21 protein-coding genes and 2 tRNA genes are annotated in these 21,702 nt (G+C 57.8%); 10 read left to right on the forward strand and 13 right to left on the reverse strand.

Annotated features, from left to right (window positions below; all coding sequences use genetic code 11):
• Positions 1 to 112 precede the first annotated feature (112 nt).
• Positions 113 to 832, forward strand: coding sequence for a 1-(5-phosphoribosyl)-5-[(5-phosphoribosylamino)methylideneamino]imidazole-4-carboxamide isomerase (gene hisA, locus ACXAH8_RS05350; RefSeq protein WP_475216655.1), 720 nt, complete (start codon positions 113 to 115; stop codon positions 830 to 832).
• 5 nt (positions 833 to 837) lie between these two features.
• On the opposite strand, the gene ACXAH8_RS05355 is transcribed toward hisA, so the two are convergent.
• A complete protein-coding gene (locus tag ACXAH8_RS05355) occupies positions 838 to 1,284 on the reverse strand; it encodes a DUF302 domain-containing protein (RefSeq protein WP_475216657.1) in 447 nt (148 codons plus the stop codon).
• Between the two features lie 118 nt (positions 1,285 to 1,402).
• Between ACXAH8_RS05355 and hisF the strand changes: the two genes are divergently transcribed.
• The 3 genes from hisF (at position 1,403) to ACXAH8_RS05370 (ending at position 3,117) form a co-directional block, all read left to right on the forward strand.
• A complete protein-coding gene (gene hisF / locus ACXAH8_RS05360) occupies positions 1,403 to 2,164 on the forward strand; it encodes an imidazole glycerol phosphate synthase subunit HisF (RefSeq protein WP_170460845.1) in 762 nt (253 codons plus the stop codon).
• Positions 2,161 to 2,478 carry a phosphoribosyl-ATP diphosphatase gene (locus tag ACXAH8_RS05365; RefSeq protein WP_475216659.1) on the forward strand — a complete coding sequence of 106 codons (318 nt, stop codon included), beginning with the start codon at positions 2,161 to 2,163 and terminating at the stop codon, positions 2,476 to 2,478. Before hisF ends, ACXAH8_RS05365 begins: the two co-directional genes overlap by 4 nt.
• Before the next feature lie 72 nt (positions 2,479 to 2,550).
• Positions 2,551 to 3,117, forward strand: a complete 567-nt coding sequence (locus ACXAH8_RS05370) for a hypothetical protein (RefSeq protein ID WP_170468060.1) — start codon at positions 2,551 to 2,553, stop codon at positions 3,115 to 3,117.
• 2 nt (positions 3,118 to 3,119) lie between these two features.
• On the opposite strand, the gene ACXAH8_RS05375 is transcribed toward ACXAH8_RS05370, so the two are convergent.
• From ACXAH8_RS05375 to rlmB, 4 genes are all read right to left on the reverse strand, one after another.
• Positions 3,120 to 3,590, reverse strand: coding sequence for a CoA-binding protein (locus tag ACXAH8_RS05375; protein WP_475216661.1), 471 nt, complete (start codon positions 3,588 to 3,590; stop codon positions 3,120 to 3,122).
• Positions 3,591 to 3,787: 197 nt separating this feature from the next.
• On the reverse strand, positions 3,788 to 4,240 hold the full coding sequence (locus tag ACXAH8_RS05380) for a YHS domain-containing (seleno)protein (protein ID WP_475216663.1): 453 nt from the start codon (positions 4,238 to 4,240) through the stop codon (positions 3,788 to 3,790).
• Positions 4,241 to 4,339: 99 nt separating this feature from the next.
• The gene (locus ACXAH8_RS05385) at positions 4,340 to 4,621 is read right to left on the reverse strand and encodes a hypothetical protein (RefSeq protein WP_475217007.1); all 282 of its coding nucleotides are present in this window, start codon (positions 4,619 to 4,621) and stop codon (positions 4,340 to 4,342) included.
• 9 nt (positions 4,622 to 4,630) lie between these two features.
• Positions 4,631 to 5,407 (reverse strand): 23S rRNA (guanosine(2251)-2'-O)-methyltransferase RlmB, encoded by a 777-nt coding sequence (gene rlmB / locus ACXAH8_RS05390; protein WP_475216665.1) that lies wholly within the window; start codon positions 5,405 to 5,407, stop codon positions 4,631 to 4,633.
• A gap of 116 nt (positions 5,408 to 5,523) precedes the next feature.
• Between rlmB and ACXAH8_RS05395 the strand changes: the two genes are divergently transcribed.
• Positions 5,524 to 5,607: transfer RNA gene (locus ACXAH8_RS05395), tRNA-Tyr, on the forward strand.
• Between the two features lie 31 nt (positions 5,608 to 5,638).
• Here ACXAH8_RS05395 and ACXAH8_RS05400 read toward each other — a convergent pair.
• From ACXAH8_RS05400 to ACXAH8_RS05425, 6 genes are all read right to left on the reverse strand, one after another.
• A complete protein-coding gene (locus ACXAH8_RS05400) occupies positions 5,639 to 5,878 on the reverse strand; it encodes a hypothetical protein (RefSeq protein ID WP_419739011.1) in 240 nt (79 codons plus the stop codon).
• A 391-nt stretch (positions 5,879 to 6,269) separates the two neighbouring features.
• Positions 6,270 to 6,345 (reverse strand) — tRNA-Thr (locus ACXAH8_RS05405).
• A 320-nt stretch (positions 6,346 to 6,665) separates the two neighbouring features.
• Positions 6,666 to 7,049 carry an MAPEG family protein gene (locus ACXAH8_RS05410; RefSeq protein WP_475216668.1) on the reverse strand — a complete coding sequence of 128 codons (384 nt, stop codon included), beginning with the start codon at positions 7,047 to 7,049 and terminating at the stop codon, positions 6,666 to 6,668.
• Positions 7,050 to 7,122: 73 nt separating this feature from the next.
• Complete coding sequence (locus ACXAH8_RS05415) at positions 7,123 to 10,560, reverse strand: pyruvate carboxylase (RefSeq protein ID WP_475216670.1); 3,438 nt, start codon at positions 10,558 to 10,560, stop codon at positions 7,123 to 7,125.
• Positions 10,561 to 10,706: 146 nt separating this feature from the next.
• A complete protein-coding gene (locus ACXAH8_RS05420; protein WP_475216672.1) occupies positions 10,707 to 11,843 on the reverse strand; it encodes an alpha-hydroxy acid oxidase in 1,137 nt (378 codons plus the stop codon).
• A 39-nt stretch (positions 11,844 to 11,882) separates the two neighbouring features.
• On the reverse strand, positions 11,883 to 13,661 hold the full coding sequence (locus tag ACXAH8_RS05425) for a sensor domain-containing diguanylate cyclase (protein WP_475216674.1): 1,779 nt from the start codon (positions 13,659 to 13,661) through the stop codon (positions 11,883 to 11,885).
• A gap of 180 nt (positions 13,662 to 13,841) precedes the next feature.
• Here ACXAH8_RS05425 and ACXAH8_RS05430 point away from each other — a divergent pair, with 180 nt between their 5' ends.
• The gene (locus tag ACXAH8_RS05430; protein WP_475216676.1) at positions 13,842 to 16,247 is read left to right on the forward strand and encodes an ATP-dependent helicase; all 2,406 of its coding nucleotides are present in this window, start codon (positions 13,842 to 13,844) and stop codon (positions 16,245 to 16,247) included.
• 3 nt (positions 16,248 to 16,250) lie between these two features.
• Here ACXAH8_RS05430 and ACXAH8_RS05435 read toward each other — a convergent pair whose 3' ends face one another.
• Positions 16,251 to 16,541, reverse strand: coding sequence for a DUF1330 domain-containing protein (locus ACXAH8_RS05435; RefSeq protein ID WP_475216678.1), 291 nt, complete (start codon positions 16,539 to 16,541; stop codon positions 16,251 to 16,253).
• A 374-nt stretch (positions 16,542 to 16,915) separates the two neighbouring features.
• Entirely contained in the window at positions 16,916 to 17,140 is a 225-nt protein-coding gene (locus tag ACXAH8_RS05440) for a DUF1127 domain-containing protein (RefSeq protein ID WP_170691847.1), read from the reverse strand.
• Between the two features lie 938 nt (positions 17,141 to 18,078).
• Here ACXAH8_RS05440 and mraZ point away from each other — a divergent pair.
• From mraZ to ACXAH8_RS05460, 4 genes are read left to right on the forward strand one after another with little or no spacing between them, the layout of a single operon-like run.
• Positions 18,079 to 18,546, forward strand: a complete 468-nt coding sequence (mraZ, locus tag ACXAH8_RS05445; RefSeq protein WP_475216681.1) for a division/cell wall cluster transcriptional repressor MraZ — start codon at positions 18,079 to 18,081, stop codon at positions 18,544 to 18,546.
• 4 nt (positions 18,547 to 18,550) lie between these two features.
• Positions 18,551 to 19,543 carry a 16S rRNA (cytosine(1402)-N(4))-methyltransferase RsmH gene (gene rsmH / locus ACXAH8_RS05450; protein WP_475217009.1) on the forward strand — a complete coding sequence of 331 codons (993 nt, stop codon included), beginning with the start codon at positions 18,551 to 18,553 and terminating at the stop codon, positions 19,541 to 19,543.
• Positions 19,540 to 19,908 carry a cell division protein FtsL gene (gene ftsL / locus ACXAH8_RS05455; protein WP_475216683.1) on the forward strand — a complete coding sequence of 123 codons (369 nt, stop codon included), beginning with the start codon at positions 19,540 to 19,542 and terminating at the stop codon, positions 19,906 to 19,908. The genes rsmH and ftsL overlap by 4 nt, the downstream gene beginning before the upstream one ends.
• Complete coding sequence (locus ACXAH8_RS05460; RefSeq protein WP_475216685.1) at positions 19,905 to 21,692, forward strand: peptidoglycan D,D-transpeptidase FtsI family protein; 1,788 nt, start codon at positions 19,905 to 19,907, stop codon at positions 21,690 to 21,692. The genes ftsL and ACXAH8_RS05460 overlap by 4 nt, the downstream gene beginning before the upstream one ends.
• Positions 21,693 to 21,702 lie beyond the last annotated feature (10 nt).

The following is a 21,702-nucleotide window of genomic DNA, read 5'->3' on the forward strand; positions in this document are numbered from 1 at the left end:
TGATTTGGGTTCACTCTGGCCCGGTGTCGGGCTTCGGGCAAGATTGACTTTGCGTCGCTAACCCGCTTGTGCGATACGCCGCCCGTGTAACATTCAGATAAGGCCGCCCGACATGATCCTGTATCCCGCCATCGACCTGAAAGACGGCAACGCTGTTCGCCTGCTGCGCGGTGAAATGGACAAAGCCACCGTTTTCAATGAAGACCCGGCCGCGCAGGCCCGTGCCTTTGTTGATGCAGGATGTGAGTGGCTGCACCTTGTCGACTTGAACGGTGCCTTCGCGGGCGAGCCGGTCAACGCCGCTCCGGTCGAGGCGATCCTGAAGGCCTGCGACGTGCCCGCCCAGTTGGGCGGCGGTATCCGGGACATGGCCACCATCGAGACTTGGATCGAAAAGGGTTTGGCGCGGGTCATTCTTGGCACCGTTGCTGTCGAAAACCCCAATCTGGTGCGTGAGGCCGCAAAAGCCTTCCCCGGTAAGGTCGCAGTGGGTATCGACGCCCGAAACGGCATGGTTGCCACCAAAGGCTGGGCCGAGGAAACTGACGTGCAGGTCACCGATCTGGCCCGCAGTTTCGAAGATGCTGGCGTTGCGGCGATCATCTATACCGACATCAACCGCGACGGCGCAATGCAGGGCCCGAATATCGAAGCCACAGCCGCACTGGCCCAAGCCGTCTCCATTCCGGTCATTGCCTCGGGTGGCGTCAGCTCATTGAACGATCTCATCGCCCTGCGCGATTGCGGAGTTGAGCTGAACGGCGCGATCTCGGGAAGGGCGCTGTATGATGGCGCGATTGACCTGGCCGAGGCCATTCGCGCCTTGAACTAAATGTCCTACTGCGCGGCAGCCGAGGTCAGTTTCTTCAACGCACCGCGCATTTTCTCGATCACGGGCGAGTTTTCGACCTCGTCAAGTTCATCCATCGTCTCTTTCGGGTCTTCATAGGCCAGCCAGACCTGCCCGTTCGCATCCTCATAGGCCTGCACTTTCAACGGCAGGAACAGGCCCGCACGCGGGTCGATCTGCATAGCAGGTGTCCCCAGCGCGGGGTTGCCGAAGATAAGCACCTGATTGGGCGGAATCGGCGTGCCGACCTTTTCGGCCCCCGCTGCGTGGTCAATGCGTGCAAATACGGTCGCTCCCGCGTTGCCCACAGCGGCTTCGAGGGCGTCCAGCGCCTCGGGAACAGATTTTGTGGTTTCTACTTTAATGATATCGTCAGCCATTGCGGCAACTGCTCCTGCAAAAAGGAAAGTGGTGGTCAGAATAAGGTTTCGCATCTTATTGATCTCCTGATGAATTTGGGAACAGTTTTCACAGGTTTGAGAGGGGTGACAATCACAAGTCTGGCATCGGCGGGGCTTTGCCGGTAAGGGTGCGGGCAACAAAGGAAAGCGAATGCTGAAAACCCGTATCATTCCTTGTCTGGATGTCGCCGATGGCCGCGTGGTCAAGGGCGTCAATTTCGTGGGTCTGCGCGACGCGGGCGATCCGGTGGAATCGGCCAAGGCTTATGACGCCGCCGGCGCGGACGAGATCTGTTTTCTCGATATCCACGCCACGCATGAAAACCGCGGCACCATGTTCGACGTGGTTCAGCGCACGGCCGAGCAGTGCTTTGTTCCTCTGACAGTAGGTGGTGGCGTGCGTACCAAGGATGACGTGCGCGCCTTGCTGCTGGCGGGAGCGGACAAGGTCAGCTTCAATTCGGCCGCTGTCGCCAACCCGGATGTCATTGCCGAGGCGGCAGACCAGTTCGGCAGCCAATGCATCGTCTGCGCCATCGACGCCAAAACCGTCAGCCCCGGAAAATGGGAGATCTTCACCCATGGCGGCCGCAAACCCACCGGCATCGACGCGGTCGAGTTCGCGAAAACCGTGGTTGCCAAAGGTGCTGGAGAAATCCTGCTGACCTCGATGGATCGGGACGGAACCAAGTCAGGGTTCAACCTGCCGCTAACCCGCGCAATCAGCGACGCGGTGGATGTGCCTGTGATCGCATCGGGTGGGGTTGGCAATCTGGACCATCTGGTCGAAGGCGTCACCGAGGGCGGGGCGAGCGCCGTACTTGCGGCCTCGATCTTCCATTTTGGTGAATACACCATCCGCGAGGCCAAGGAACACATGGCCGCCGCCGGTATCCCGATGAGGCTGACATGAGCATTCTGCACGATCTGGCCGCCACAATCGAGGCGCGCAAAGGGGCGGACCCGGAGAACAGCTGGACAGCAAAGCTGCTGGCCAAGGGCCCAGAGAAATGCGCAGAGAAATTCGGCGAGGAGGCTGTTGAGGCCATCATCGAAGCCGTCAAGAACGACAAGGACGGGCTAACGGCCGAGGCCGCCGACGTGCTGTATCACCTTCTGGTCATGCTGGCCGCGCGCGACGTTGCGCTGGACGATGTGCTGTCGGAGTTGGCGCGGCGTCAGGGCCTTAGCGGTATCGCCGAAAAGGCCGCACGCCCAAAAAGTTAAGCTCAGTCTTCCGTCCGCGCCGAAGCGGTTCTATGATCATGTTTCACGGTCTATCGGTCGAGGGACATCACAATGATCAGAGCTTTGGCCTGCGTTCTGGCCCTCGTGACTTTGGGCGCCTGTGCGGCCCCGCCACCGTCCACCGGTGATGAAGTTCAGCGTCTTGCCTCGGAAATCCAAAGCCTTGGTCCCGATATCGACCCGGCTGAGGCCAACCGGGCCGCCCGCATTGCGTATTCCTACACCGCGCAGCTGGTGCAGGAATATGAGATCACCGACCCTCCGTTGATCCACAATGCCAAGGTCAACAAGGGCCTGCGCCCGCGTGGGTTATGCTGGCACTGGGCCGAAGATATCGAGCGGCGGTTGAAGCAAGAGAACTTCCAAACGCTGGACATGCATCGCGCCATCGCCAATGCCGACAATCCACTGCGAATCGACCACAGCACAGCGATCATCAGCGCGCGGGGCGAGTCGCTCTATGACGGCGTTGTGTTGGACCCGTGGCGCTATGGCGGGGTTCTTTTCTGGTCTCCGCTGCAGGAAGACACAAGATATGACTGGGTCCCGCGTGAGGTTGTTCTGGAAAAGCGCAGGCAAGAACAGGTGGCCCGCCTCAAACCCTACCCGGCGCAGTGACGCTATAGCTTGGAAGAAATGATGCCGGTGCTGAAGCCGCCCATGCGCAGTTCTCCGAACAGGCGCTGATATTCGATCTTGGGGCATCGATTCATCACCACATCCACGCCGCGCGCCTCAGCTTTGGCGGCGGCCTCTGCGTGTTCAACACCGATTTGCATCCAGATGGTGCGCAAGGATGGGAATACCTCCAGCGCCTCATCCACGATCGGAGGCACAGCCTCAGAGCGGCGGAAGATATCCACCATATCAACGTCTTCCGTGATATCTGACAGGGTGGCATGCACGGTTTGACCGAAAAGTTGCTTTCCCGCATGGCCGGGATTAACCGGGATTACGGTAAAGCCTTTCAGCGACAGATAGCGGGCTACGTAGAAACTCGGCCGCACCTCGTTCATGGACACTCCGACCACGGCAACGGTCTTGGTGCGCTTCAGAAGGGATCTCAGGAACTCATCAGAATAGTCAGCCATACCGCTACCCTATGCGACGGCTGAAAAAGAAAAAAGCGCCCAAGAAACCTTGGGCGCCAGTTGTTGGAACGAGGGACAGTGAAATGACCCGCGGCAGTTCCGTTCCGCGGTCACTGTGACATTTAGGCATGTTTTGGATAAAAAAAAGAGGGCACGCGCATTTTTGTGATGACTTTTCACAAACGGCGGAAGGTTGCCTATTCCCGATACAGAATCTCAGGCCAGTTCCCTTCGGCCTGATGGATGTATTCCAACTGATCCTCACGCCATTTCCGCTCAATTTCAGGCGAAAACGTCAAGTATAGGCGCCCATCTACCACCTGCCAGGCCCCCGGATCGGTTCCCTTGAGGATGCCCTGTGCCATCGCGTAGGAACAATAGCCCCCGAATTGAGGGGCAAAGGCGCGCGGATTCGACTCAAACAGCGCGCGGTTTTCGAGAGAGGCGAAATGCCATTCGGCTCCCTTCCACGTCACTGAAATCTCGGGGCGGCCCTGCACGGGTATGTCACCCTGAAAATAGGACACTGGATCGTATCCCGCCATCGCAGCCCCCTCGGGCGCGAAATACACGGGCATGGTCTGCGCAATAGCGGCAGAAGCGAGAAGAGTGGCGCTCAGCGCGCCAATGAGAGCGTGGCGGATTGGCATAGTTACAACGGAATCATGGACCCAGCATCTCAATCTGCAACGTTTTGCGCGGCGAGACACCCCAGATGACGCGGTTGTGATCATTCCAAGGCGTGAGGATCAGTCGAAGATATCCTCGATCACATCCCAGGCCTCATCCATCACGCGCGAAAACAAGGTTTTCTTCTTTTTCTTACGCTTGGATTTCGGCGGCGCGGCATGAGTTACCGCATGTTTCCTAGGCACGCTTTCGGTCACCTTGCGCTTGGGCAACATCTTGAGGTCATGCAACGGCGCGCCGCAGCTGGAGCAGCTCAGCTCATGCCGCTGCTTTCCCTTCAGGACAAGCGCCGCTCGGGTCCCGCAATAGCAGCAGGTGGCGATTTTCGATGGGCCAGAAATGACGCGCTCCTATCCTGTATACCGTGAGGCATATAGGGCGATCGCCGCCGCATTTGAGACGTTCAAAGATCCAAAACCACCGGCTGCGTCAATTTTCACCAGTTTGTCCACGGTTTCCTTGGTCTTTTGCCGCAATCCAGGGCCTTCTGCACCCAGCACCAGCGCCACTGGACTATCACGTTGATCCCCTATGGCGGCCTCGATCGTATCTTCGGCCTCACCATCGAGACCCAGCACCAGAAAGCCCATGCCCTGCAACTCGACAATCGCGTCGGCCAGATTGCGGACCCGCAAATAGGGCTGACGCTCCAAAGCGCCGCTCGCGGTTTTGGCCAGCGCCCCAGTCTCAGGCGCGGAATGGTGCCGAGTCCCGATCACAGCACTGGCGCCCAGCACCTCGGCCGAGCGCAGAATCGCCCCGACATTGTGCGGGTCTGTCACCCGATCCAGCAAAATCACGCGAGGGTGTTCGCGCCCGATACAGTTTTCGGTCAACCCGCCCCATTCCAGCGGCTTGACCTCAAGGGCGGCACCCTGATGGACTGATCCCTGATCAATCGGAGCGTTGAACTTTCTTGGATCGACCATCTCGGCCTCGGTGCCCGCAAAATCAATGGCTTCTGCCAGTTTGTCACGGGCGTTTCGGGTCACAATCAGGCGCAATTTCTGCCGTTTCGGGTTCATCAACGCATCGCGCACGGCGTGCAGACCAAACAGCCAAACCGTTTCCGAAGCGGCTGCTTTGCGCGCCTGTTCCTTTTCCACGACCCACTTGGGTTTCTTCATTTTATTGGCCTCCGGGCCGGGCGTTCGATTTCCTGCGTCAAAGCGGTATTTTCCTGTTGACGCTCCTTTGGTGCGCTAGTAATCACGCCTCCACGTCAGGTGCAACGCCTGACAGTGGGCGACAGGCCGCAAGGTGTGGCAGGGGACTGTAACTCCCTCGCGGAGACGCACGCCTGGTTCGATTCCAGGGTCGCCCACCACTTTCTCTAGCAGAAAATTTTGGCAAATCTATCAGTGTAGGCTGAGAAGCACTTCGATATCGCGGCGGCTCAACCGACGAAGAAGCGCCCTGTCTTCTGCCAGCAGAGACTCACCGCTTTCGATCTGTTTCTCAAGAAACGCAGCGATTTCGCTTGTGGGCTGATAGTAGAGGTCGATCTGCTGTTTACTCAGATCTTCAACCAACTTCCGGAGGAGTTGTTTCTGCTTTTCCGAGTCAAGATCTTTGCGCTTGTCTTCCAGCATGGCCATTCGCTTCGTTTGTTCACACCCAAATCGTAGGGCGGTGAGAGCGTTTGACAAAGGTGTGCCTCGCGACTTCTATTGAAGTCCGTTTTAGATCGGTGAGCGTGACACAGAGCCCAAAACAAGACGGGGCGCGCCGGAAACAAAGCGCGCCCCTATCACAGGGAGGAGAAACCGATCTCGCGTTCGAAACACACCATGAACGCTAACTCGTTACAGTGTTATCTATGGCGGTGTTCGGTTTTGTGTTCAGTAATGTTGTTCACACAGCGCACAGAGTTTTCAGTTTTTTCGAACGCGCCAAGCTTTGTTGTCACCAAGCGCGCTTGACCTTTGCTCCGCAAGATAGGTCGAAATCGACCATGTGCGTAGGTCAGCATATTGTTTTGCTTGAAAGTGGTGCCCCCACACGGACTCGAACCGCGGACCTACTGATTACAAATCAGTTGCTCTACCAGCTGAGCTATAGGGGCACTTTTTCAACTTGGTCCTTCGGTGCAGAGGCAGATCTTTTTCTCATTCAGATCAAGCCACGAAAGGCTAAGTTTTAAAAGTTAGAGCGTCACCTTGAACATTTTGGTCTATGCTCGCTGGGCAACGGCCAACTGGATGAGCAGGCGTATATGGCAAAATTTTTTGGCCCGCAACCCGCTAATTTGCTCAGTTTGCAACGTTGTTCAAACGCTACGATTTTAACTGGAGGCAGCCAATGGAACCGTTGGTATCCCTCCTTCGTAACTTGATCGCACCGGGCCGAAAAATACAGGCGTTCGCCAAAAAACGGATGCTTGGATCAAAGCGCCAAAACGAGGTTCGCAATTGCCGCAATGAGGATCGCCGTGAAGGTCAGGACCATCCCGATCTGGCGCAGAATCACGATCTGCGGGCTGCGGCCAAAGCCGTAGGCGTGCGACAAGCGACCGCCCAGCAGGCAGAGGCCCAACAGGTTCAGCATCAGCGCTCCGGCGCCCTGAAGCTCGATCATGGTGATCAATAGCAGTGCAAGGGGCGTGTATTCGATGAAGTTGGAGTGCGTCCGGATCACCTTGAGCATGTCCGGCTTGCCACCATCGCCATAGGAGACCTTGTCACTGCGGCGTTGGCTGATGACCAGGAAGCTCAGAACAATGTAAAGGATCGCCAGCAACGAGGCGTAGACTGGGGTGATGGTCAGCATCGTGTTCCTCCTGAGTATGAAAAAGGCCGCCCGGTTCCCCGAGCGGCCCTTGTGCTTTCGAAAACTAAACTGGTTATTCCAGTTCGACCAGCAGGTCCTTTGCGTCAATTTGGCCGCCGGGCTGTACATGGACGGTAGCGACCACCGCTTCGCGTTCGGCGTGGATGCCAGTTTCCATCTTCATCGCCTCGATGGTCAGCAGGAGATCGCCTTCCTTGACTTCTTGGCCTGCGGTGACCGCAACAGTAGCCACAACACCCGGCATCGGTGCGCCGATGTGGTTGGTATTTCCGACTTCGGCCTTCGGGCGGGCCTGTGTGGTGGCTGTCACAAGACGGTTTGGTACTCGAATGACGCGGGGCTGGCCGTTGAGTTCGAAGAACACTTTGACCTCGCCTTTTTCGTCGGTCTCACCAATGGCCTGACAACGGATTTCCAGCGTCTTGCCTGGGTCAATCTCGGCCGTGATCTCTTCGCCCGGCTCCATTCCGTAGAAAAAGGTGCGGGTCGGCAAGGTGCGCACCGGACCATAGGAGCGGTGACGGCCCATATAGTCGAGGAACACCTTTGGATACATCAGGTAGCCGTTCAGATCCTCGTCATCGACCTCTTTGCCGTCCAGTTGCTTGGACAGGTCGGCGCGGGTGGCCTCGAGATCAACGGCAGGTACGTTCTTGCCCGGACGCTCGGTATTGGGGGCCTCATCCTTGAGGACTTTCTGAAGGATTGCAGGCGGGAAACCACCGGGAGGCTGGCCCAGGTTGCCGCGCATCATATCCACGACCGAGTCGGGGAAGGCCACATCGGTTGTTGGGCTTTCCACTTCCTCTCGCGTCAGGCCCTGGCTGACCATCATAAGCGCCATGTCACCAACAACTTTGGACGAAGGCGTCACCTTCACAATGTCACCGAACATCTGGTTCACGTCAGCATAAGTCTGGGCGACCTCGTGCCAGCGCTCTTCCAGCCCCAGAGAGCGCGCTTGCGCCTTGAGGTTGGTGAACTGGCCGCCGGGCATCTCGTGCAGATACACCTCAGAGGCCGGAGCCTGCAGGCTGGATTCAAAGGCCGCGTACTGGCCACGCACAGCCTCAAAGTAGTCGCTGATCTCACGGATCGACTTAATGTCCAGGCCGGTATCCCGCTCGGTATGGCGCAGCGCTTCGACCACAGTGCCTAGCGTCGCTTGAGACGTGTTGCCCGAGAAACTGTCCATTGCGCAATCTACCGCGTCGACGCCGGCCTCAGACGCCGCCAGAATGGTGGCGCTGGCGATGCCTGCGGTGTCATGCGTGTGGAAGTGGATCGGCAGGCCGACCTCTTCCTTCAGCGCGCGGATCAGAATCTTGGCCGAGGCCGGTTTCAACAGACCTGCCATGTCTTTCAGGCCAAGAATATGCGCCCCTGCATCGCGCAGCTCCTTCGCCATGCCGACATAGTATTTCAGATCGTATTTCGAGCGGTCCGGGTCCAGAATATCGCCAGTATAGCAAACGGTGCCTTCGCAGATCTTGCCGCTTTCAACGACCGCATCCATCGCCACGCGCATGTTTTCAACCCAGTTGAGCGAGTCGAACACGCGGAACACATCAATCCCTTGCGAAGCCTGGCGCACGAACTCCTGCACCACATTGTCGGGGTAGTTGGTATAGCCAACACCGTTTGCGCCGCGCAGCAGCATCTGCGTCATCAGGTTCGGCATCCCGTCGCGCAGGTCACGCAGGCGCTGCCACGGGCATTCCTGCAGGAAGCGATAGGCCACGTCGAACGTCGCGCCGCCCCAGCATTCCACCGAGAACAGCTGCGGCAGGTTTGCGGCATAGCTGGGCGCGACCTTGATCATGTCGATCGAGCGCATCCGTGTCGCCAGCAACGACTGATGACCATCCCGCATGGTGGTGTCGGTGATCAGCAGCTGACGCTGGGCTTTCATCCAATCGGCCACGGCCTGCGGGCCCTTTTGCTCCAGCAGGTTGCGGGTCCCCATCTGGGGTTCGGCTTTCTGAGCGGGGGCTTTCGCCTCTTTCAGATCAGCGCGCGGCTCCGGGCGATCCTTGGTCTCTGGATGGCCGTTGACTGTGATGTCCGCGATATAGGTCAAAACTTTGGTGCCCCGGTCACGACGCTTTTTGAAGGCGAACAGGTCGGGGGTCTCGTCGATGAACTTGGTGGTGTATTCATTCGACAGGAAGGTCGGGTGCTTTAGTAGGTTTTCCACGAAAGCGATGTTGGTAGAGACGCCGCGCACGCGGAATTCACGCAGGGCGCGATCCATCCGGGCAATTGCCTTTTCCGGTGTCGGCGCCCAAGCAGTGACCTTGGTCAGCAGCGAGTCGTAGTAGCGCGTGATTACGCCGCCCGCATAGGCGGTGCCGCCGTCCAGACGGATGCCCATACCTGTGGCCGAGCGATAGGCGGTGATGCGGCCATAGTCCGGGATGAAGTTGTTCAGCGGGTCTTCGGTGGTCACACGGGTCTGCAATGCGTGGCCGTTCAGGCGGATCTCATCCTGATTGGCTTTGCCAGTGGCCTCGGCCAGCGTCTTGCCCTCGGCGATCAGGATTTGAGCCTGCACGATGTCGATGCCGGTGACCTCTTCGGTGACGGTATGCTCCACCTGAACGCGCGGGTTCACTTCGATGAAGTAGAACTTGCCGGTGTTCATATCCATCAAGAATTCGACGGTGCCCGCGCATTCATAGTTCACATGAGCGCAGATGCGGCGCCCCAGCTCACAAATCTCGGCGCGTTGTTCTTCGGTCAGATAGGGGGCAGGAGCGCGTTCAACCACCTTCTGGTTCCGGCGTTGGACCGAGCAGTCACGCTCATAGAGATGATAGATCTCACCGTGCTTATCGCCTAGGATCTGAACCTCGACGTGACGGGCGCGGGTGATCATCTTTTCCAGATAGCCTTCACCGTTGCCAAATGCGGCCTCGGCCTCGCGGCGGCCTTCCAGAACCTTCTCTTCCAGCTCATCCTCGGACAGGATCGGGCGCATGCCGCGTCCACCGCCGCCCCAGCTGGCCTTCAGCATCAAAGGGTAGCCAATCTCGGCCGCCTCTTTCTTGATCGTGGCCATGTCATCGCCCAGAACTTCGGTAGCGGGGATAACCGGCACGTCGGCGGCGATGGCAACCTTGCGGGCGCTGGCCTTGTCGCCCAGGGCGCGCATGGTTTCGGCCTTGGGTCCGATGAAGGTGATGCCGTTCTGAACACAGGCATCCACGAAGTCCGGATTCTCGGACAGCAGGCCGTAGCCGGGGTGGATCGCGTCCGCACCCGACTCTTTGGCAACGCGGATGATTTCGTCAATCGACAGATATGCCGCGACGGGGCCAAGACCTTCGCCAATTCGGTAGGCTTCGTCCGCCTTGAAACGGTGCAGGCCTAACTTGTCTTCTTCGGCAAAGACCGCAACGGTGCGTTTACCCATCTCGTTGGCTGCGCGCATCACGCGAATGGCAATCTCGCCGCGATTGGCGATCAGGATCTTCTTGAAATCGGTCATTTTGGGTCCCGGTCTTGGTGTTTCGGCCGTGTTCATAGGCGGAGAATACGCGCAGGTGTATCAGTGGTTCTGGGTATAACCGGCATGTTAACGCTCGCAAACGGCCATTGTTCGCGCGTTTCTTGTAGCGTTGCTGCGCCGCAGCATCAATCTTCGTGATAAATCGTCTTGATTTGGGTCAGGTCGGCAAGGCCCATCTGCCCCATATTTGCGAGCATATCCTGGCGTAACAGATCAATCACATGAGCTGGTCCTTTGGGGCCAAGCGCCGCCAGCCCATACAAAAAGGCCCGTCCAAGCATGACGAAATCGGCCCCTTTGGACAAAGCGCGTAGGATGTCCAACCCGCCTTCGATGCCGCTGTCGAAGATCAGAGGCAGGCTGGTGGCACTGCGAATCTCGGGCAGAACTTCGATGCTGGCGGGGACACCGTCAAATTGACGCCCTCCGTGGTTAGAGACCCAAAGCGCATCCACCCCGGCTTGTTCAAGCATTTCGGCATCGTCGGGGCGCATGATTCCCTTTATCACGAAGGGCCCATCCCACTGATCGCGCAATCGTTTGACGTATTCCATGTCCGGTGACGTCCGCAGCAAGTACCCGACATGGGCCGTGAGCGGCATCGATTTTGTGTTGTCGATATATTTGTCCAACGTGCGCATTTTGGGCATGCCCTGTCGCAGCATCCCAAACGCCCAAGCCGGGCGCCGCGCGACTTGGGCCAGCAATCTCGGCGTCAGCCTTGGCGGATGGGTCAGCCCTGAGCGTGTCTGACGCTCTCTTCGGGACGCGACAGGAACATCTGCCGTCAGGACTAACGTTTTAAATCCTACCTGTCGGGCGCGGGCTAGAAAATCTGCTCGAATCTCTGGGTCCCTAGGCGGGTAAAGCTGGAACCAGGCGTTTTCACCCAGATGAGGGGCCAGATCCTCCGGGGATTGGCTGGCCACCGTTGACAGTGTGTAGGGCAGAGAGGCCTGCGCAGCCGCACGCGCCAAAATGCCTTCTGCGTCCGGCCAGATCAGGCCCGACATGCCGATCGGCGCGATTCCGAAAGGAAGTGGGCAGTCCCGCCCCAAGAAGCGCGTGCTAGTGTCGTATTCCAGTTCACCCTTTAGAATCGAGGGGAGTAGTCGCACTGAATCCAGCGCTGTTCGGTTTCGGAGCATGGCCGTTTCGGTCCCTGTTCCGCTTTCGGTATACTCCCAGACAAAATGCGGAAGCCGTCGTCGGGCGCGGCGTTTCAGGTCGGCGATGCCGGGATAGGTGCTGTGCAGGTCCATGGCGTTTGATCCGACCTACACTGCGATTCGGCAAGGGGATCACGCCGCGTCAGGCCTATGTTTGAGCGATTTCGGCCCCGGACGTTCAGCCGCCGAGTCGGTATGACCATTTGCAACGCCCACCTGATTTCGACCGTTGTCCTTGGCTGAATAGAGGGCATCATCGGCCGCTCGCATCAAGTCTTGCGGCATCGTCCCATGTGCAGGGTAATGCGCTACCCCGACCGAGATCGTGATCCGCGGCAGGGATTTGTCGCCATATCTGACCGAGACGGCCTCGACCGCTTGGCGCAGGGTTTCAGCCCGTGTCACCGCATCATCAGGCGTGTTGTCGGGGAGAATCAGCATGAATTCTTCGCCACCGATGCGGCAGGCGATCTCATCGCGGTCGCACCCCTGTTCCAAGGCGGCGCCCACGGCGCGTAGAACCATATCACCCGCGTCATGCCCATGTGTGTCGTTGAATTTCTTGAAATGGTCGACATCCACTGCAATCAGGCTGAGCGGTGCTCCGGTCTGCTGGCTGCGGCTGATTCCCCGGCGGAGGCTGTCGGTCATGTGGCGTCGGTTGAACAACCCCGTCAGAGGATCGCGCACGGATTGGTCATGCAATTGATCACGCATCCGCACATTGGCAATCGCCATGCTGATCTGTTCCGCGCAGAGCTGCGCCAGTTTCTTGCTGGCGTGAAAGACCTCACACTTCCCCTCGTTCGCGCGCAGGTGCAACAGGCCGATCGTTTCGCCATGAGCGAGAATTGGAAAACAGAAATAGGCCCGCCCGTCATGGGGTTCCGCATGCTCGCAGACAAAATCAATTTCGGAGGCACCGAATTCATAGGTCCGTCCACGGCGTAAGCCCCAGCAGCCCTCGGGGTGGATATGCGCCTTGTGGGTGCCACCGTTCCAACTGGCGCATCCGTCCAGAACATCGCGCGAGTTGGAATAGACGTAAACGCTGCCCTCAGCCTCGGGCAGGATATGCGTCATGAATCGTGAGACCATGTCGAACAGCTCATCCAGCGAGCGGCTGGATTGCAGCCATTCATTCAACTCGCCCAGCAGTCGGACCTCGCGCGCGAGGCGCAGTTGGTCATCCATCAACTCTCGTTCTTTCTGCGCACGCACGCGAAGCACGCCCAACTGCCTGCGATTGTTGCGATGCACGATCAGAATTACGGCGGACAAAGCCAGTAGGACCACCGCACTAATCGCGACCAGCGACATTCGAACCCGGCCAATGAACAGGTTTCTTAAATCAGTGATGTCGGTATAGAACTCAATCGCGCCGAGGAATTTTCCGCTCTGAATTACAGGCGTATAGATTTCGGCCACATGGCGGGTGTTGCTGTCCAGATTCTCCAACTGGTCGGCGTTCAGCGAGTCTACCTCGGCGATGGGCTTTTCCTCATGCTTGTAGAACAGGTTGCCCATGGCAACTACGTCCGTGAAATAAGGTTTGGTACTCACCGAGCCGACATCGCCATCGCGGGTCGACCAGAAAACCTCACCCGAGGAATCAAACAGTTTGAAACGATAGATATCAGAGGTTTCAGGCAGCAAGCTTAGAAAAGCCTCATCATGTTGGCTGAGGATGTGTCGTTCGAAACTGGTCTTGACGTCAAAAAGCTGGCTTTCCACTTTCCTTTCAAGGCGTACGGCGTGATGGCGCAGATCCGATTCCAGCATGCGATCCACAAGCGGGGCAGGCAGCGTATAAATCCCCCAACCGGCCAAAGCCGTCAGAGCGATCAGCACTGCCGTGCTGACAAAGACCTTCAGCTTGCCGATAAGGCGTGCTTTTGCTGTCTGTTCCATACCCGCGTTCTCCCACAAAGTGCAGAGCAGCATCGGCAACAGGTTTTGACAGAGTGTTAACTTCCTTGCATGCGGGCGCGTGAAAATGATTAAGATTTGTATGACCCCGAAGGAAAATTCGCGCGAACAAGGCGTGAACAAACCCTTTTCCTTTTGGCCCATCCAGCGTAGTTTGCCGATATGAGCAGTTTTGACGAAACGGACGCCTTTGAGGGCGCATCGCTATCAGCGCGGGCGATGGCTCGCAGGTCTCCACCGGACGACCGTCACTTGAAAGGCTTGAATCAGGCCCAAGAGGAAGCCGCCAAACAGGTTTTTGGGCCGGTTTTGATTCTCGCTGGTGCCGGGACAGGGAAAACAAAAACTCTGATGGCGCGACTTGCGCAACTCGTTAAATTTGGTCACGCATCTCCGCACCAGATATTGGCGGTGACTTTCACCAATAAAGCTGCGCGTGAGATGGCAGACCGGTTGGCGAAGACCCCGTTTGAATTGGATCACCCAATCAGGTGGATGGGCACGTTTCATTCCCTTAGTGCAAAATTGCTGCGTCGTCACGCCGAATTGGTTGACCTAAAGTCGAACTTCACAATTCTGGATACCGATGATCAACTGAGGTTGCTCAAACAGTTGCTTAAGGTCAACAATATTGACGACAAACGCTGGCCTGCACGGATGCTGGCCGGAATCATCGACGATTGGAAAAACCGCGCACTGACGCCAGGCAAGGTGCCCGCAACTGACGCTGAGGCATTCAACCACAAGGGCATCGAACTGTACACCCAGTACCAAGGCCGCTTACGTGATCTGAATGCGGTGGATTTTGGCGACCTGCTGCTGCATATGGTCACGATTTTTCAAACACGACCTGATGTACTGGAAGTTTATCAAAACCGGTTCCGTTACATCCTCGTGGATGAGTATCAGGATGCCAACGTCGCTCAGTACCTCTGGCTTCGTCTGCTGGCCGCAGGGCACAAGAATATCTGTTGCGTGGGCGATGACGACCAGTCGATCTATGGCTGGCGCGGCGCCGAGGTGGGTAATATCCTGCGGTTCGAAAAGGACTTTCCCGGCGCCTTCGTAGTGCGGTTGGAACAGAACTACCGCTCGACCCCCCATATTCTGGCGGCTGCGTCGAATGTGATCCGTGGAAATGAAGGCCGCTTGGGCAAAGAGCTTTGGACCGACGCCGAGGATGGTGAGAAGGTCCGTCTGATCGGCCATTGGGATGGCGAGGAAGAGGCGCGCTGGATCGGGGAAGAGATCGACGCGATGCAGGGCGGCACGCGTGGTGTGCGCCCGATGAACCTCGACCAAATCGCTATTCTGGTCCGCGCGTCGCATCAAATGCGCGCGTTTGAGGATCGGTTTCTGACGATTGGTCTGCCCTACAAGGTGATCGGCGGCCCTCGGTTCTATGAGCGGATGGAGATTCGCGATGCCATGGCCTATTTCCGGTTAGTGGTCAGCCCCGAGGACGATCTGGCGTTCGAGCGGATCGTGAACACACCCAAACGCGGTCTTGGTGACAAAGCGCAGCAGACGATTCAGGTTGTTGCTCGCCAAAACGGGGTATCTCTGGTCGAAGGGGCGCGGATTGCGGTTGAGAACCAGTTGATCAAGGGCAAGGGCGGTAAGGCTCTGCGCGAGTTGATCGACGGATTGGCGCGGTGGAATGGACTGACGCGAGGGCCTCGGATCGAAGTCGATGACGACTCGGTTATTGACGACGGGGTGTCGCCCATTCGCTATGGTGCGCCGGAGCACACGCATATCGAGCTGGCGCAGATCATCTTGGACGAATCTGGCTATACCGGGCATTGGCAAAACGACAAGACGCCCGAAGCGCCGGGCCGGTTGGAGAACCTCAAGGAACTGGTGAATCAGCTAGACAATTTCGAGAACCTGCAAGGGTTTTTGGAGCATGTCAGCCTGGTGATGGACAATGAACAAGAGGGCGACGGGGCGAAGGTTTCGATCATGACCTTGCACGCGGCAAAGGGGTTGGAGTTTCCCGCCGTGTTCCTGCCGGGGTGGGAGGACGGTTTGTTCCCCTCGCAACGCTCCATGGATGAATCGGGCCTCAAGGGCCTCGAGGAAGAACGGCGTCTGGCATATGTGGGCATTACCCGCGCTGAGGAGGTCTGCACGATTTCTTTCGCGGCCAATCGGCGGGTGTTCGGGCAATGGCAGAACGCAATGCCATCGCGGTTCATCGACGAATTGCCTGAGGACCATGTGGAGGTTCTGACGCCTCCGGGGCTGTATGGCGGCGGGCAACCGGCCGCGACGATCGAAACCCGCGCGGCTGAGGCGAATGTATACAACTCTCCGGGCTGGAAGCGGATGCAGGCGCGGCAGGGCCAGTATGGAATGTCCCAGCCCAAAGAAAGCCGGAATACAGTGGTTGATGCCACGGCCATTGCCAGCTTCACCTTGGGTGAGCGGGTGTTTCACCAGAAATTCGGCTACGGCGCGGTTACCGGCATCGAAGGCGATAAGGTCGAGGTCGATTTCGACAAAGCAGGCGTGAAAAAAGTTGTTTCCCGTTTCCTGACCGCCAAAGACGACGTTCCGTTCTGACCGCTAGAGGCCTTCGACCAGCACCAGATTAGCCGTTGCGGTCTGGCGCCTGATCTTGGCCAGTTCAACATAGTCAGGGTCGTCTTTCCACGCCCGGGCTGCGGCCATTTCAGGGAATTCCATCAGCACGATACCTTCTTCGGCCCAATTGCCTTCGACGAGCTCGACGGGTTTTGAAGAAATGGTCAGCAGGCGCCCGCCGTGCCGGTCAAAGATTGGCATGAAACCTTCAAGATACTTCTGATACCCGTCCGGGTCATGAATGGAAATCTGGGCGATGAAATAGGCGGCCATGACGCACTCCTGAATAATCGTAACTGCGCCGATCTTATTCCGTTTGCCCAAAAAGCAAAAACGGCGGTTTCCCAGGGAGGAGGAAGGGAAACCGCCGTTCTTTTCTACATCAGGGCAGGGAGGAGGAGAGCCCCGATGTATCCGAACCCGGGTTTGAGCCCGGTATGAGGAAGACGCGGTGACGTCAGGGAGGAGGAAGACGTCACCGCGCGCTTTCAACACCGGGCAGGGAGGAGGAGAGCCCGGTGTGTCTTGGTCCGGCGTTGCGAGGCCGGTATTTGGTGCGGCGACGTCAGGGAGGAAGAGAGACGCCGCCGCTGATTACAGACCCTAAAGGGAGGAGGAAGGGTCTGATCTCGTGTATTCCTGTGCGCTTAACGCGCTGTGAAGTCGTCAGCCGCCTGACGGGCCAGGCCGCGGATCATTGCGCGGCTTAGGCCGAGATCGGCCAGTTCGCGGTTCGACAGCGCGGACAGCTCACTTACCGTCTGGCGGTACAGGCGGTAGCGGGCAAAACGTGTCTTTGCGGCCTCGACCAAGGTGGTGATACCGCCAAAGTGAGTGCCTTTAAGTGCCGGTGTGTTTGTTGCCATTGCCATCTTGTTATTCCGTTCATTCTTGTCTTGCTGACCGGTGCCAGCGTTTGCTTGAGGATGAAAATAAGTGAATGCTGCGATTGCACAATAGCCCGCAACGTCAATGCTGCTATGCAGCAAATGCATGGATATCAGAGCCTTGTCAGTCGCGGTTTGAAATCACCCATGATTTTTTGGGGTTTGCGGGACCTTGGGCGCTAAGTCTTGGTTGAGCAAAGAGTCCTTCTCACCATTCGACTTGCCCGGAGTTTGAGCGCAGCTGCGAAAGTTTGTGCGTTTGATGGACGCTTTGTTTCAACTCGATCACGAGAAAGCGATCTTGGATCTTGGCTTGGGAATTCGTGGGAGTAGATCAAAGCGGCCACATTCCACGCGGTTTCCTTCTGTGTGATTCTTTGATTTTTGCGTTGCTGATGGGTTTCAGTCGGCAATATTTACGAGAATTCGAAATTTTTTGGGAAATCATGGGCGATCGTGGGGGTTTCTTGAGGTCACCATATATAGCTATCGAATAATCTTTGGTGTCGATATGAGGTGTGTAAGTTCCGAAATTGGCTTAAAACTTACCTTGTTTTCATGGTTTGCATTAGACGGTGTCCAAAATTTCCTATTGATTTCCATGAATTCCCATGTCATCCCTAATGCATCCGATGAGGACGAGGCAGCAGGGGCAGCAAACGACCCCAACCAAAAATAATCAGGTTTCATACAGGCAACTCGCTTTCATCACTCAAGAGATCCGGCGCGCGGGCGAGCAGACATCCCCCCAGGTGGCGCGTGCAGCTGGACATCCCGCAAAGCGGGCCAATGCGGCGGGTTGATCAGTGGCAGCAGATCAACCCGCCGTTTTTCATCCGGGGGGAACGTGAAATTCAAGTGGGGCGCAAGCGAAAGGGACAGTCGTCTTGGCGCGCAGGTTTAGAGGTGAAAGCCACCATAAGGTGGACACGAAGGGCAGGGTCTCGATCCCGGCCTCGTTTCGCCGTGTGCTTGAATCGTCTGACCCCAATTGGCAGCCCGGTGACAATCCTGAGCTTGTGATTGTCTATGGCGACCACCGCCGCAAATATCTGGAATGCTATACCATGCAGGCGATTGATGACGTCGACGACAAGATCGACGCTCTGCCGCGTGGCTCGATGGAGCGTAAGATGCTCCAACGCATGTTCCATGGTCAGTCCTTTCCCACAAATGTGGATGAAACAGGGCGTCTGGTTTTGCCGGCCAAGCTGCGCAACAAGATCGACCTAGAGAATGAGGCGTTCTTCATAGCAGCCGGTGACACCTTCCAGATCTGGAAGCCCGAGACCTATGAGGTCGAGGAGCTAGCCAAAGCCGAGGAATGGATGGACGATCTGCCGGATGATTTCGACCCGATGGTCTATCTCGATGGCGTTGGGGACGCGTAACGGCATGTCCGGCGCGGTCTCTTCATCTTCGAACCCACATATTCCTGTCTTGCTGCGCCCTTTACTGGCGGCGGTATCTCCGGTGGCGGGCACTTGGCTAGACGGCACGTTCGGTGCAGGTGGGTATACGAGAAGTCTGCTTGAGGCTGGGGCCGAGAAGGTGATCGGCGTGGATCGCGATCCGCTGGCATTTGAAATGGCCGCAGACTGGGCAGGCGACTATGGCGACCGCCTTGTGATGCAGCCCGGTGTATTCTCTCGCATGGATGAATATGCGCAGGATCTTGATGGGGTTGTACTGGACCTCGGGGTTTCGTCCATGCAGCTGGATCTGGCCGAGCGCGGCTTTTCTTTCATGAAAGACGGCCCGCTCGACATGCGCATGAGCCAGAAAGGTGAAAGCGCCGCCGATCTGGTCAACAACGCGACCGAGGCGCAATTGGCCGACATCCTGTTCCACTACGGTGAGGAGCGTGCGAGTCGGCGTATCGCCAAGGCTATTGTTAAAGCCCGCGCCGAGGAACCAATCACCACGACCTTGCGTTTGGCCGAGATCATCGAATCCTGCCTGCCGCGTCCCAAGCCGGGGCAATCGCACCCGGCGACGCGCAGTTTTCAGGGCTTGCGGATTGCGGTGAACGCGGAATATGACGAGCTGTTTCAGGGTCTTATGGCTGCCGAGCGGGCTTTGAAGCCCGGCGGGCAACTGGCCGTTGTGACCTTTCATTCCATCGAAGACCGCATGGTTAAACGGTTTTTCCAATCTCGGGCCGGTAAGTCGGGTCGTGCCAACCGCTATGCGCCCGAGATGGAACAGGAACTGCCACAATTCACGCTCAAAACACGCAAGGCCGTCGGGCCGGACGAGCAGGAATTGCAGGAAAACCCGCGTGCGCGCTCGGCCAAGCTGCGTGTTGCGATCCGTACCGAGGCTCCGGCGGGGGAAATTGAGGCCCGCGCCATTGGGATGCCACAACTTGGGGGAAGGGCAAAATGAAGAGTGTTCTGTATGTGTTGACCGCTCTGTCCGTGTTCGGATTGGCTCTGTGGGCCTATCAAGAGAATTACCGGACCCAGCAAGTTGTGAAGGAAATGCAGGCGCTGCAGGGTGAGATCGGCTTGGCTCAGGTTAAGCTGGCGGTTCTCAATGCCGAATGGGCCTATCTGAACCGCCCTGATCGTCTGCGTGAGTTGGCCGATTTGAACTTCGAACGCATGGGCCTGCTGCCCTTGCGGGCCGAGCAATTCGGGCGCGCGGATCAGATCGCCTATGCCGAGGACCCCGACCTGCCGGTTGTTGACCCGATCGAGTTGCAGGCGATCACGGATATTCAGGCCCTGGGTGAGGTGCAGATTCCATGACCCGCACCCCCCTCCGCCCTCTGGCCCGCGTTCTGGATGCCCGCGCGAAAGGCGAAAACCCAAAGGTCATCGAGCGCGAGAATATCCGCCAACGTCATGAAAAGATGAAAGATCGCGCCCGCGCCCGCGCCGAGGGGCGTCTTTTGGTTTTGGGCCTGTTCTTCTTTTGCGCCTTCTCGGTTGTGGGTGTGCGTATGGGAATGCTGGCGACGTCCGAGGCGCAAGAGCCGCTGGCCAGCGCGCCCGGTGCTTCGATTGCAATGCAGCGCGCCAATATCGTTGATCGCGAAGGCCGCATTCTGGCGACCAATCTGGATACCTACTCGGTCTACGCGCAGCCGCCGTTGATGATTGATCCGATTGCGGCAGCTGATCAGCTGGTCGCGATCTTCCCGGATCTCGACAAAGAGCGTCTGGTCAAGGACTTCACCGGTAAACGCAAGTTCCTTTGGATCAAGAAACGCATCTCGCCCGAGCAGAAACAGGCGGTGCATGACATAGGCGATCCGGGCATCCTGTTCGGCCCGCGCGAAATGCGCCTCTATCCGAATGGCAAGCTGGCGGCGCATATTCTTGGCGGTTCAGGCTTTGGCCGCGAAGGCGTGAGTGCTGCCGAGGTGATCGGCGTTGCGGGGGTCGAGAAGAAGTTCGACGACTATCTGCGAGACCCGGCCAACGGCAATAAGCCGTTGCAACTGTCGCTCGACCTGACCATTCAGGCAGCGGTCGAGCAGGTGTTGTACGGCGGCATGAATATCATGAACGCCAAGGGGGCCTCCGCGGTTCTGATGAACGCGCATACGGGCGAGGTGATCTCGGCCGCGTCGCTGCCGTCCTTCGACCCCAATGACCGTCCGCGCCCACCGACCTCGGGCTTTGATCCGTCAGATAGCCCTCTGTTCAATCGATATGTACAGGGTGTCTATGAGCTGGGGTCGGTTTTCAAAATCTTTACCGCCGCGCAGGCGGTCCAGCTTGGCTTGGTGAACTCCGAGACCGTCATCGACACCTCCGGTCCGATGAAGATCGGCCGTTTCCCAATTGGTGAGTTCAACGGCAAGAACTATGGCAAGATCAGCGTGGCGGATGTGATCGTCCACAGTTCGAACCGCGGAACTGGACGGCTGGCTTTGCAGATCGGTTCAAGACGCCAGCAGAGCTTTCTGGAAACGTTAGGCATGTTCGAACCCACCCCGTTTGAGATTGTCGAAGCCGCAGGCGGTGCCCCGCTAAAGCCCAAAAAGTGGGGTGAGTTGAGCACGGTCACCATTTCTTACGGCCACGGTCTATCGACCAGCCCGATGCATCTGGCGGCGGGGTATGCCGCGATTGCCAATGGCGGGCACTATGTCAGCCCCACGATCCTGCGCCGCAATGGCCCTCAATATGGCCCACGGGTGATGTCGGAAAATACCGCGCGTCAGGCACAGAAGATGCTGCGCAAAGTGGTGACCGACGGCACGGCCAGTTTTGCTGAGGTCAAAGGCTATGATGTGGCGGGCAAGACCGGTACGGCCGACAAGCCCAAACCGCGTGGTGGGTATTATGATGACAAGGTGATCGCCACTTTTGCCACCATCTTCCCGGCTTACGATCCGAAATATGTGCTGATCGTCACTTTGGATGAACCCTCTATCCTGGCCTATGGTGAAAAGCGCCGCACGGCGGGCTGGACGGCAGTGCCTGTGGCGGCTGAGTTGATCGGCCGTGTCGCGCCGCTGCTGGGACTGCGTCCCCGGCTTGAGCCTGAGGCGAGCGCTGCTATAACCCTGACCTCGAATTAGGGTGCCAGAG

The organism is Ruegeria sp. ABV3_008, from assembly GCF_056161185.1.

Bases quoted from the DNA above. Each gene is read 5' to 3' on its own strand.
- ACXAH8_RS05380 (WP_475216663.1), bottom strand. From the start codon at position 4,240: ATGCCAATCCGCCACGCTCTCATTGGCGCGCTGAGCGCCACTCTTCTC.
- ACXAH8_RS05435 (WP_475216678.1), bottom strand. From the start codon at position 16,541: ATGGCCGCCTATTTCATCGCCCAGATTTCCATTCATGACCCGGACGGG.
- ACXAH8_RS05375 (WP_475216661.1), bottom strand. From the start codon at position 3,590: ATGGCTGACTATTCTGATGAGTTCCTGAGATCCCTTCTGAAGCGCACC.
- ACXAH8_RS05370 (WP_170468060.1), top strand. From the start codon at position 2,551: ATGATCAGAGCTTTGGCCTGCGTTCTGGCCCTCGTGACTTTGGGCGCC.
- hisF (WP_170460845.1), top strand. From the start codon at position 1,403: ATGCTGAAAACCCGTATCATTCCTTGTCTGGATGTCGCCGATGGCCGC.
- ACXAH8_RS05430 (WP_475216676.1), top strand. From the start codon at position 13,842: ATGAGCAGTTTTGACGAAACGGACGCCTTTGAGGGCGCATCGCTATCA.
- ACXAH8_RS05440 (WP_170691847.1), bottom strand. From the start codon at position 17,140: ATGGCAATGGCAACAAACACACCGGCACTTAAAGGCACTCACTTTGGC.
- rsmH (WP_475217009.1), top strand. From the start codon at position 18,551: ATGTCCGGCGCGGTCTCTTCATCTTCGAACCCACATATTCCTGTCTTG.
- ftsL (WP_475216683.1), top strand. From the start codon at position 19,540: ATGAAGAGTGTTCTGTATGTGTTGACCGCTCTGTCCGTGTTCGGATTG.
- hisA (WP_475216655.1), top strand. From the start codon at position 113: ATGATCCTGTATCCCGCCATCGACCTGAAAGACGGCAACGCTGTTCGC.
- ACXAH8_RS05425 (WP_475216674.1), bottom strand. From the start codon at position 13,661: ATGGAACAGACAGCAAAAGCACGCCTTATCGGCAAGCTGAAGGTCTTT.
- ACXAH8_RS05355 (WP_475216657.1), bottom strand. From the start codon at position 1,284: ATGCGAAACCTTATTCTGACCACCACTTTCCTTTTTGCAGGAGCAGTT.
- ACXAH8_RS05420 (WP_475216672.1), bottom strand. From the start codon at position 11,843: ATGGACCTGCACAGCACCTATCCCGGCATCGCCGACCTGAAACGCCGC.
- ACXAH8_RS05400 (WP_419739011.1), bottom strand. From the start codon at position 5,878: ATGGCCATGCTGGAAGACAAGCGCAAAGATCTTGACTCGGAAAAGCAG.
- ACXAH8_RS05415 (WP_475216670.1), bottom strand. From the start codon at position 10,560: ATGACCGATTTCAAGAAGATCCTGATCGCCAATCGCGGCGAGATTGCC.
- rlmB (WP_475216665.1), bottom strand. From the start codon at position 5,407: ATGAAGAAACCCAAGTGGGTCGTGGAAAAGGAACAGGCGCGCAAAGCA.
- ACXAH8_RS05365 (WP_475216659.1), top strand. From the start codon at position 2,161: ATGAGCATTCTGCACGATCTGGCCGCCACAATCGAGGCGCGCAAAGGG.
- ACXAH8_RS05410 (WP_475216668.1), bottom strand. From the start codon at position 7,049: ATGCTGACCATCACCCCAGTCTACGCCTCGTTGCTGGCGATCCTTTAC.
- ACXAH8_RS05460 (WP_475216685.1), top strand. From the start codon at position 19,905: ATGACCCGCACCCCCCTCCGCCCTCTGGCCCGCGTTCTGGATGCCCGC.